The sequence below is a fragment of the Bacillus sp. SG20033 genome, assembly GCF_044570195.1.
Lineage (GTDB): Bacteria > Bacillota > Bacilli > Bacillales > Bacillaceae > Bacillus > Bacillus subtilis.
Genome location: NZ_CP172606.1, coordinates 1 through 11,240 on the forward strand (window position 1 = coordinate 1; position 11,240 = coordinate 11,240).

At 44.4% G+C, this 11,240-nt stretch carries 7 protein-coding genes, 2 tRNA genes and 1 rRNA gene; all 10 read left to right on the forward strand.

Going from position 1 to position 11,240, the window contains the following annotated elements:
• The 10 genes from dnaA (at window position 1) to ACFVP7_RS00050 (ending at window position 11,219) form a co-directional block, all read left to right on the forward strand.
• Window positions 1-1,341 carry a chromosomal replication initiator protein DnaA gene (dnaA, locus tag ACFVP7_RS00005; protein WP_003242674.1) on the forward strand — a complete coding sequence of 447 codons (1,341 nt, stop codon included), beginning with the start codon at window positions 1-3 and terminating at the stop codon, window positions 1,339-1,341.
• 188 nt (window positions 1,342-1,529) lie between these two features.
• The gene (gene dnaN / locus ACFVP7_RS00010; RefSeq protein ID WP_003242509.1) at window positions 1,530-2,666 is read left to right on the forward strand and encodes a DNA polymerase III subunit beta; all 1,137 of its coding nucleotides are present in this window, start codon (window positions 1,530-1,532) and stop codon (window positions 2,664-2,666) included.
• Between the two features lie 130 nt (window positions 2,667-2,796).
• The gene (gene rlbA, locus ACFVP7_RS00015; RefSeq protein WP_003226810.1) at window positions 2,797-3,012 is read left to right on the forward strand and encodes a ribosome maturation protein RlbA; all 216 of its coding nucleotides are present in this window, start codon (window positions 2,797-2,799) and stop codon (window positions 3,010-3,012) included.
• 15 nt (window positions 3,013-3,027) lie between these two features.
• Complete coding sequence (recF, locus tag ACFVP7_RS00020; protein ID WP_003243515.1) at window positions 3,028-4,140, forward strand: DNA replication/repair protein RecF; 1,113 nt, start codon at window positions 3,028-3,030, stop codon at window positions 4,138-4,140.
• A 17-nt stretch (window positions 4,141-4,157) separates the two neighbouring features.
• Window positions 4,158-4,403: an extracellular matrix regulator RemB gene (remB, locus tag ACFVP7_RS00025; RefSeq protein ID WP_003219266.1), complete on the forward strand. Its 246-nt coding sequence runs from the start codon at window positions 4,158-4,160 to the stop codon at window positions 4,401-4,403.
• A gap of 54 nt (window positions 4,404-4,457) precedes the next feature.
• Entirely contained in the window at window positions 4,458-6,374 is a 1,917-nt protein-coding gene (gyrB, locus tag ACFVP7_RS00030; protein WP_003226808.1) for a DNA topoisomerase (ATP-hydrolyzing) subunit B, read from the forward strand.
• A gap of 210 nt (window positions 6,375-6,584) precedes the next feature.
• A complete protein-coding gene (gene gyrA / locus ACFVP7_RS00035) occupies window positions 6,585-9,050 on the forward strand; it encodes a DNA topoisomerase (ATP-hydrolyzing) subunit A (protein WP_396582890.1) in 2,466 nt (821 codons plus the stop codon).
• Window positions 9,051-9,403: 353 nt separating this feature from the next.
• Window positions 9,404-10,953: ribosomal RNA gene (locus ACFVP7_RS00040) — 16S ribosomal RNA — on the forward strand.
• Window positions 10,954-11,055: 102 nt separating this feature from the next.
• Window positions 11,056-11,132 (forward strand) — tRNA-Ile (locus ACFVP7_RS00045).
• An 11-nt stretch (window positions 11,133-11,143) separates the two neighbouring features.
• Window positions 11,144-11,219 (forward strand) — tRNA-Ala (locus tag ACFVP7_RS00050).
• The last annotated feature ends 21 nt before the right edge of the window (window positions 11,220-11,240 follow it).

The following is an 11,240-nucleotide window of genomic DNA, read 5'->3' on the forward strand; positions in this document are numbered from 1 at the left end:
ATGGAAAATATATTAGACCTGTGGAACCAAGCCCTTGCTCAAATTGAAAAAAAGTTGAGCAAACCGAGTTTTGAGACTTGGATGAAGTCAACCAAAGCCCACTCACTGCAAGGCGATACATTAACGATCACGGCTCCCAATGAATTTGCCAGAGACTGGCTGGAGTCCAGATACTTGCATCTGATTGCAGATACTATATATGAATTAACCGGGGAAGAATTGAGCATTAAGTTTGTCATTCCTCAAAATCAAGATGTTGAGGACTTTATGCCGAAACCGCAAGTCAAAAAAGCGGTCAAAGAAGATACATCTGATTTTCCTCAAAATATGCTCAATCCAAAATATACTTTTGATACTTTTGTCATCGGATCTGGAAACCGATTTGCACACGCTGCTTCCCTCGCAGTAGCGGAAGCACCCGCGAAAGCTTACAACCCTTTATTTATCTATGGGGGCGTCGGCTTAGGGAAAACGCACTTAATGCATGCGATCGGCCATTATGTAATAGATCATAATCCTTCTGCCAAAGTGGTTTATCTGTCTTCTGAGAAATTTACAAACGAATTCATCAACTCTATCCGAGATAATAAAGCCGTCGACTTCCGCAATCGCTATCGAAATGTTGATGTGCTTTTGATAGATGATATTCAATTTTTAGCGGGGAAAGAACAAACCCAGGAAGAATTTTTCCATACATTTAACACATTGCACGAAGAAAGCAAACAAATCGTCATTTCAAGTGACCGACCGCCAAAGGAAATTCCGACGCTTGAGGACAGATTGCGCTCACGTTTTGAATGGGGACTTATTACAGATATCACACCGCCTGATCTAGAAACTAGAATTGCAATTTTAAGAAAAAAAGCCAAAGCAGAAGGCCTCGATATTCCGAACGAGGTTATGCTTTACATCGCGAATCAAATCGACAGCAATATTCGGGAACTCGAAGGCGCATTAATCAGAGTTGTCGCTTATTCATCTTTAATTAATAAAGATATTAATGCTGATCTGGCCGCTGAGGCGTTGAAAGATATTATTCCTTCCTCAAAACCGAAAGTCATTACGATAAAGGAAATTCAGAGGGTAGTAGGCCAGCAATTTAATATTAAACTCGAGGATTTCAAAGCAAAAAAACGGACAAAGTCAGTAGCTTTTCCGCGTCAAATCGCCATGTACTTATCAAGGGAAATGACTGATTCCTCGCTTCCTAAAATCGGTGAAGAGTTTGGAGGACGTGATCATACGACCGTTATTCATGCGCATGAAAAAATTTCGAAACTGCTGGCAGATGATGAACAGCTTCAGCAGCATGTAAAAGAAATTAAAGAACAGCTTAAATAGCAGGACCAGGGATCAATCGGGGAAAGTGTGAATAACTTTTCGGAAGTCATACACAGTCTGTCCACATGTGGATAGGCTGTGTTTCCTGTCTTTTTCACAACTTATCCACAAATCCACAGGCCCTACTATTACTTCTACTATTTTTTATAAATATATATATTAATACGTTATCCGTTAGGAGGATAAAAATGAAATTCACGATTCAAAAAGATCGTCTTGTTGAAAGTGTCCAAGATGTATTAAAAGCAGTTTCATCCAGAACCACGATTCCCATTCTGACTGGTATTAAAATTGTTGCATCAGATGATGGAGTATCCTTTACAGGGAGTGACTCAGATATTTCTATTGAATCCTTCATTCCAAAAGAAGAAGGAGATAAAGAAATCGTCACTATTGAACAGCCCGGAAGCATCGTTTTACAGGCTCGCTTTTTTAGTGAAATTGTAAAAAAATTGCCGATGGCAACTGTAGAAATCGAAGTCCAAAATCAGTATTTGACGATTATCCGTTCTGGTAAAGCTGAATTTAATCTAAACGGACTGGATGCTGACGAGTATCCGCACTTGCCGCAGATTGAAGAGCATCATGCGATTCAGATCCCAACTGATTTGTTAAAAAATCTAATCAGACAAACAGTATTTGCAGTGTCCACCTCAGAAACACGCCCTATCTTGACAGGTGTAAACTGGAAAGTGGAGCAAAGTGAATTATTATGCACTGCAACGGATAGCCACCGTCTTGCATTAAGAAAGGCGAAACTTGATATTCCAGAAGACAGATCTTATAACGTCGTGATTCCGGGAAAAAGTTTAACTGAACTCAGCAAGATTTTAGATGACAACCAGGAACTTGTAGATATCGTCATCACAGAAACCCAAGTTCTGTTTAAAGCGAAAAACGTCTTATTCTTCTCACGGCTTCTAGACGGGAATTATCCAGACACAACCAGCCTGATTCCGCAAGACAGCAAAACAGAAATCATTGTGAACACAAAAGAATTCCTTCAGGCCATTGATCGTGCATCTCTTTTAGCTAGAGAGGGACGCAACAACGTTGTAAAACTGTCCGCAAAACCGGCTGAATCCATTGAAATTTCTTCCAATTCGCCAGAAATCGGTAAAGTTGTGGAAGCAATTGTTGCGGATCAAATTGAAGGTGAGGAATTAAATATCTCTTTTAGTCCAAAATATATGCTGGATGCACTAAAGGTGCTTGAAGGAGCAGAAATACGCGTAAGCTTTACAGGCGCAATGAGACCTTTCTTAATTCGCACGCCGAATGATGAAACGATTGTACAGCTTATCCTCCCTGTCAGAACCTATTAATCCGATACACTGCTGCCGACCTGTCGGCAGCTTTTCTATTCGGTATCTGCTCCGACAAGTTTTCCCTTTCCCTAATTCGTTTTTTTTTAGTACAATTAGATATTAGTGATATTTGAAAGAGGTCGATATAATGGCAAATCCGATTTCAATTGATACAGAGATGATTACACTCGGACAATTTTTAAAATTAGCCGATGTGATTCAGTCTGGCGGTATGGCGAAGTGGTTTTTAAGCGAGCATGAAGTGCTTGTGAACGATGAGCCGGACAACCGCCGGGGCAGAAAGCTGTATGTTGGAGATGTGGTAGAGATTGAAGGATTTGGTTCATTTCAAGTCGTCAATTAAAGCGGGTGACACTGATTGTATATCCAGAACTTAGAACTGACATCTTACCGCAACTACGACCATGCTGAACTTCAATTTGAAAATAAAGTAAATGTGATCATCGGAGAAAACGCCCAGGGGAAGACAAACCTCATGGAGGCGATCTATGTCTTGTCCATGGCGAAATCGCACCGGACATCAAATGACAAAGAACTTATACGGTGGGACAAAGACTATGCTAAAATAGAGGGAAGAGTGATGAAGCAAAACGGGGCGATCCCGATGCAGCTCGTCATCTCCAAAAAGGGTAAAAAGGGCAAGGTCAATCATATTGAACAGCAAAAGCTCAGCCAGTATGTCGGGGCCCTCAACACGATTATGTTCGCGCCGGAAGATTTAAATCTTGTAAAGGGAAGCCCTCAAGTGAGAAGGCGGTTTCTTGACATGGAAATCGGACAGGTTTCTCCCGTCTACCTTCATGATCTTTCTCTTTACCAGAAAATCCTTTCCCAGCGGAATCATTTTTTGAAACAGCTGCAAACAAGAAAACAAACTGACCGGACGATGCTCGATGTTCTGACCGATCAGCTTGTAGAAGTTGCAGCAAAAGTCGTCGTAAAACGCCTGCAGTTTACAGCACAGCTCGAGAAATGGGCGCAGCCCATCCATGCAGGCATCTCAAGAGGGCTTGAAGAACTGACCCTGAAATACCATACAGCTCTTGATGTATCAGATCCCCTAGATTTGTCGAAAATAGGAGATAGCTATCAAGAAGCGTTTTCTAAATTAAGAGAAAAAGAAATTGAGCGTGGTGTGACGCTGTCAGGGCCTCATCGCGATGATGTTCTTTTCTATGTGAACGGACGCGATGTGCAGACGTATGGTTCTCAAGGACAGCAGCGAACGACGGCGTTGTCCCTTAAGCTGGCGGAGATTGACCTGATCCATGAAGAAATCGGAGAATATCCCATTTTACTATTGGATGATGTACTGAGTGAACTGGATGATTATCGCCAGTCACACTTGCTTCATACGATCCAAGGCCGTGTACAAACGTTTGTCACAACGACAAGCGTTGATGGCATTGATCACGAAACCTTACGTCAAGCAGGAATGTTCCGTGTGCAAAATGGTGCGTTAGTGAAGTGAAGAAATGAGGTGAGCAATTGTATATTCATTTAGGTGATGACTTTGTGGTTTCAACACGAGATATTGTCGGCATTTTTGACTTTAAAGCCAACATGTCGCCTATTGTTGAAGAATTTCTGAAAAAACAGAAACACAAGGTGGTGCCTTCCGTAAACGGCACGCCCAAATCTATCGTAGTCACGGTTCAGAATATATATTACTCTCCCTTATCTTCCAGCACATTAAAAAAACGTGCGCAATTTATGTTTGAAATAGATTCTTAGAAATTTTTTATCACGAATATATCGTTTAGAAAAGTGTAGGTGAATGACGTGGCTATGGAACAGCAGCAAAACAGTTATGATGAAAATCAGATACAGGTACTAGAAGGATTGGAAGCTGTTCGTAAAAGACCGGGGATGTATATCGGTTCGACAAACAGCAAAGGCCTTCACCACCTGGTATGGGAAATTGTCGACAATAGTATTGACGAAGCCCTCGCCGGTTATTGTACGGATATCAATATCCAAATCGAAAAAGACAACAGTATCACGGTTGTAGATAATGGCCGCGGTATTCCAGTCGGTATTCATGAAAAAATGGGCCGTCCTGCGGTAGAAGTCATTATGACGGTGCTTCATGCCGGAGGAAAATTTGACGGAAGCGGCTATAAAGTATCCGGAGGATTACACGGTGTAGGTGCGTCGGTCGTAAACGCACTATCAACAGAGCTTGATGTGACGGTTCACCGTGACGGTAAAATTCACCGCCAAACCTATAAACGCGGAGTTCCGGTTACAGACCTTGAAATCATTGGCGAAACGGATCATACAGGAACGACGACACATTTTGTCCCGGACCCTGAAATTTTCTCAGAAACAACCGAGTATGATTACGATCTGCTTGCCAACCGCGTGCGTGAATTAGCCTTTTTAACAAAGGGCGTAAACATCACGATTGAAGATAAACGTGAAGGACAAGAGCGCAAAAATGAATACCATTACGAAGGCGGAATTAAAAGTTATGTAGAGTATTTAAACCGCTCTAAAGAGGTTGTCCATGAAGAGCCGATTTACATTGAAGGCGAAAAGGACGGCATTACGGTTGAAGTGGCTTTGCAATACAATGACAGCTACACAAGCAACATTTACTCGTTTACAAACAACATTAACACGTACGAAGGCGGTACCCATGAAGCTGGCTTCAAAACGGGCCTGACTCGTGTTATCAACGATTACGCCAGAAAAAAAGGGCTTATTAAAGAAAATGATCCAAACCTAAGCGGAGATGACGTAAGGGAAGGGCTGACAGCGATTATTTCAATCAAACACCCTGATCCGCAGTTTGAAGGCCAAACGAAAACAAAGCTGGGCAACTCAGAAGCACGGACGATCACCGATACGTTATTTTCTACGGCGATGGAAACATTTATGCTGGAAAATCCAGATGCGGCTAAAAAAATTGTCGATAAAGGCTTAATGGCGGCAAGAGCAAGAATGGCTGCGAAAAAAGCGCGTGAACTAACACGCCGTAAGAGTGCTTTGGAAATTTCAAACCTGCCCGGTAAGTTAGCGGACTGCTCTTCGAAAGATCCGAGCATCTCCGAGTTATATATCGTAGAGGGTGACTCTGCCGGAGGATCTGCTAAACAAGGACGCGACAGACATTTCCAAGCCATTTTGCCGCTTAGAGGTAAAATCCTAAACGTTGAAAAGGCCAGACTGGATAAAATCCTTTCTAACAACGAAGTTCGCTCTATGATCACAGCGCTCGGCACAGGTATCGGGGAAGACTTCAACCTTGAGAAAGCCCGTTACCACAAAGTTGTCATTATGACAGATGCCGATGTTGACGGCGCGCACATCAGAACACTTCTGTTAACGTTCTTTTACAGATATATGCGCCAAATTATCGAAAATGGCTACGTGTACATTGCGCAGCCGCCGCTCTACAAGGTTCAACAGGGGAAACGCGTTGAATATGCGTACAATGACAAGGAGCTTGAAGAGCTGTTAAAAACTCTTCCTCAAACGCCTAAGCCTGGACTGCAGCGTTACAAAGGTCTTGGTGAAATGAATGCCACCCAGCTATGGGAGACAACCATGGATCCTAGTTCCAGAACACTTCTTCAGGTAACTCTTGAAGATGCAATGGATGCGGACGAGACTTTTGAAATGCTTATGGGCGACAAGGTAGAACCGCGCCGAAACTTCATAGAAGCGAATGCGAGATACGTTAAAAATCTTGACATCTAATCATAAAAAGCCTTATTTCCAATAAGAAATAAGGCTTTTTTCTGAACAAGATCAGATGCAGCAATGCTTGCAATACCTATATATTCTAGCAATTTTATGTGTATAATCATAAGTTTATTGATATAATGGAGAATAGTGAAATCGTATTGAAGGTCATAATGGACAATCTACTCCCACATATTTCATGTGATACTTCAGGGAGGTTTTTTAATGAGTGAACAAAACACACCACAAGTTCGTGAAATAAATATCAGTCAGGAAATGCGTACGTCCTTCTTGGATTATGCAATGAGCGTTATCGTGTCCCGTGCTCTTCCAGATGTTCGAGACGGTTTAAAACCAGTTCATAGACGGATTTTGTATGCAATGAATGATTTAGGCATGACAAGTGACAAGCCTTATAAAAAATCCGCGCGTATCGTTGGAGAAGTTATCGGGAAATACCACCCGCACGGTGATTCAGCGGTATATGAATCCATGGTCAGAATGGCTCAGGATTTCAACTACCGTTATATGCTCGTTGACGGTCACGGAAACTTCGGTTCTGTTGACGGAGACTCAGCGGCGGCCATGCGTTATACAGAAGCAAGAATGTCTAAAATCTCAATGGAGATTCTTCGTGACATCACAAAAGACACAATCGATTACCAGGATAACTATGACGGGTCAGAAAGAGAACCTGTCGTTATGCCTTCAAGGTTCCCGAATCTGCTCGTGAACGGTGCTGCCGGCATTGCGGTAGGTATGGCAACAAACATTCCTCCGCACCAGCTGGGAGAAATCATTGACGGTGTACTTGCTGTCAGTGAGAATCCGGACATTACAATTCCAGAGCTTATGGAAGTCATTCCAGGGCCTGATTTCCCGACTGCGGGTCAAATCTTGGGACGCAGCGGTATCCGGAAAGCATACGAATCAGGCCGAGGCTCTATCACGATCCGGGCAAAAGCTGAGATCGAACAAACATCTTCGGGTAAAGAAAGAATTATCGTTACAGAGTTACCTTACCAAGTAAATAAGGCGAAATTAATTGAGAAAATTGCCGATCTTGTAAGGGACAAAAAGATAGAGGGTATCACAGATCTGCGTGATGAGTCAGATCGTACAGGTATGAGAATTGTCATTGAAATCAGACGCGACGCAAATGCAAATGTCATCTTAAACAATCTGTACAAACAAACTGCTCTACAAACATCTTTTGGCATCAACCTGCTGGCACTTGTTGATGGCCAGCCGAAAGTTTTAACTCTTAAGCAATGCCTGGAGCATTACCTTGACCATCAAAAAGTTGTTATTAGACGCCGTACTGCTTATGAATTGCGTAAAGCAGAAGCGAGAGCTCATATCTTGGAAGGATTGAGAGTTGCACTGGATCATCTCGATGCAGTTATCTCCCTTATCCGTAATTCTCAAACGGCTGAAATTGCGAGAACAGGTTTAGTTGAACAATTCTCACTGACAGAGAAGCAAGCACAAGCGATCCTTGATATGAGGCTCCAGCGTTTAACGGGACTGGAACGTGAAAAGATAGAAGAAGAATACCAATCTCTTGTTAAATTAATTGCAGAGCTAAAAGACATCTTGGCAAATGAATATAAAGTGCTTGAGATCATCCGTGAAGAACTCACGGAAATCAAAGAGCGTTTTAACGATGAAAGACGTACTGAGATCGTCACTTCTGGACTGGAGACAATTGAAGATGAAGATCTCATCGAGAGAGAAAATATCGTAGTTACTCTGACGCACAACGGATACGTCAAACGTCTTCCTGCATCAACTTACCGCAGTCAAAAACGAGGCGGAAAAGGTGTACAAGGTATGGGAACAAACGAAGATGATTTCGTTGAACATTTGATCTCTACGTCAACTCATGACACGATTCTCTTCTTCTCGAACAAAGGGAAAGTGTATCGTGCAAAAGGGTATGAAATCCCTGAATACGGCAGAACGGCAAAAGGAATCCCGATTATTAACCTGCTGGAGGTAGAAAAGGGTGAGTGGATCAACGCGATTATTCCAGTCACGGAATTCAATGCGGAGCTTTACCTTTTCTTCACTACAAAGCATGGGGTTTCAAAACGAACATCGCTATCTCAATTCGCTAATATCCGCAACAATGGTCTAATCGCTCTGGGTCTTCGTGAAGATGATGAACTGATGGGTGTACGTCTGACTGATGGCACAAAACAAATCATCATTGGAACGAAAAACGGTTTACTGATCCGTTTCCCTGAAACAGATGTCCGGGAGATGGGAAGAACTGCGGCGGGCGTAAAAGGCATCACCCTGACGGATGACGACGTTGTTGTCGGCATGGAGATATTAGAGGAAGAATCACACGTCCTTATCGTAACTGAAAAAGGGTACGGAAAACGAACTCCGGCTGAAGAGTACAGAACCCAAAGTCGGGGCGGAAAAGGACTCAAAACAGCGAAAATCACCGAGAACAACGGCCAACTAGTAGCAGTGAAAGCTACTAAAGGTGAAGAGGATCTAATGATTATTACAGCTAGCGGCGTACTCATCAGAATGGACATCAATGATATCTCCATCACCGGACGTGTCACTCAAGGTGTGCGTCTCATCAGAATGGCAGAAGAAGAGCATGTTGCTACAGTAGCTTTAGTAGAGAAAAACGAAGAAGATGAGAATGAAGAAGAACAAGAAGAAGTGTGAGAAAAAGCGCAGCTGAAATAGCTGCGCTTTTTTGTGTCATAACCCTTTACAGTCATAAAAATTATGGTATAATCATTTCTGTTGTCTTTTTAAAGACACAAGCATGACCATTATGACTAGTAAAAACTTTTTTAAAAAAGTATTGACCTAGTTAACTAAAAATGTTACTATTAAGTAGTCGCTTCGAGAGAAGCACACAAAGTTCTTTGAAAACTAAACAAGACAAAACGTACCTGTTAATTCAGTTTTTAAAAATCGCACAGCGATGTGCGTAGTCAGTCAAACTAGGGCCTGCACGACGCAGGTCACACAGGTGTCGCCGCAGGATGTGGTGAACTTAACCTGTGATCCATTTATCGGAGAGTTTGATCCTGGCTCAGGACGAACGCTGGCGGCGTGCCTAATACATGCAAGTCGAGCGGACAGATGGGAGCTTGCTCCCTGATGTTAGCGGCGGACGGGTGAGTAACACGTGGGTAACCTGCCTGTAAGACTGGGATAACTCCGGGAAACCGGGGCTAATACCGGATGGTTGTTTGAACCGCATGGTTCAAACATAAAAGGTGGCTTCGGCTACCACTTACAGATGGACCCGCGGCGCATTAGCTAGTTGGTGAGGTAATGGCTCACCAAGGCAACGATGCGTAGCCGACCTGAGAGGGTGATCGGCCACACTGGGACTGAGACACGGCCCAGACTCCTACGGGAGGCAGCAGTAGGGAATCTTCCGCAATGGACGAAAGTCTGACGGAGCAACGCCGCGTGAGTGATGAAGGTTTTCGGATCGTAAAGCTCTGTTGTTAGGGAAGAACAAGTACCGTTCGAATAGGGCGGTACCTTGACGGTACCTAACCAGAAAGCCACGGCTAACTACGTGCCAGCAGCCGCGGTAATACGTAGGTGGCAAGCGTTGTCCGGAATTATTGGGCGTAAAGGGCTCGCAGGCGGTTTCTTAAGTCTGATGTGAAAGCCCCCGGCTCAACCGGGGAGGGTCATTGGAAACTGGGGAACTTGAGTGCAGAAGAGGAGAGTGGAATTCCACGTGTAGCGGTGAAATGCGTAGAGATGTGGAGGAACACCAGTGGCGAAGGCGACTCTCTGGTCTGTAACTGACGCTGAGGAGCGAAAGCGTGGGGAGCGAACAGGATTAGATACCCTGGTAGTCCACGCCGTAAACGATGAGTGCTAAGTGTTAGGGGGTTTCCGCCCCTTAGTGCTGCAGCTAACGCATTAAGCACTCCGCCTGGGGAGTACGGTCGCAAGACTGAAACTCAAAGGAATTGACGGGGGCCCGCACAAGCGGTGGAGCATGTGGTTTAATTCGAAGCAACGCGAAGAACCTTACCAGGTCTTGACATCCTCTGACAATCCTAGAGATAGGACGTCCCCTTCGGGGGCAGAGTGACAGGTGGTGCATGGTTGTCGTCAGCTCGTGTCGTGAGATGTTGGGTTAAGTCCCGCAACGAGCGCAACCCTTGATCTTAGTTGCCAGCATTCAGTTGGGCACTCTAAGGTGACTGCCGGTGACAAACCGGAGGAAGGTGGGGATGACGTCAAATCATCATGCCCCTTATGACCTGGGCTACACACGTGCTACAATGGACAGAACAAAGGGCAGCGAAACCGCGAGGTTAAGCCAATCCCACAAATCTGTTCTCAGTTCGGATCGCAGTCTGCAACTCGACTGCGTGAAGCTGGAATCGCTAGTAATCGCGGATCAGCATGCCGCGGTGAATACGTTCCCGGGCCTTGTACACACCGCCCGTCACACCACGAGAGTTTGTAACACCCGAAGTCGGTGAGGTAACCTTTTAGGAGCCAGCCGCCGAAGGTGGGACAGATGATTGGGGTGAAGTCGTAACAAGGTAGCCGTATCGGAAGGTGCGGCTGGATCACCTCCTTTCTAAGGATATTATACGGAATATAAGACCTTGGGTCTTATAAACAGAACGTTCCCTGTCTTGTTTAGTTTTGAAGGAACTTTGTTCCTTGAATAAGTTAAGATGGGCCTGTAGCTCAGCTGGTTAGAGCGCACGCCTGATAAGCGTGAGGTCGGTGGTTCGAGTCCACTCAGGCCCACCATCTTATATAACGGGGCCTTAGCTCAGCTGGGAGAGCGCCTGCTTTGCACGCAGGAGGTCAGCGGTTCGATCCCGCTAGGCTCCACCAACGTGTTCTTTGAAAACTAGA

Bases quoted from the DNA above. Each gene is read 5' to 3' on its own strand.
- dnaA (WP_003242674.1), top strand. From the start codon at position 1: ATGGAAAATATATTAGACCTGTGGAACCAAGCCCTTGCTCAAATTGAA.
- rlbA (WP_003226810.1), top strand. From the start codon at position 2,797: ATGGCAAATCCGATTTCAATTGATACAGAGATGATTACACTCGGACAA.
- dnaN (WP_003242509.1), top strand. From the start codon at position 1,530: ATGAAATTCACGATTCAAAAAGATCGTCTTGTTGAAAGTGTCCAAGAT.
- gyrA (WP_396582890.1), top strand. From the start codon at position 6,585: ATGAGTGAACAAAACACACCACAAGTTCGTGAAATAAATATCAGTCAG.
- gyrB (WP_003226808.1), top strand. From the start codon at position 4,458: ATGGAACAGCAGCAAAACAGTTATGATGAAAATCAGATACAGGTACTA.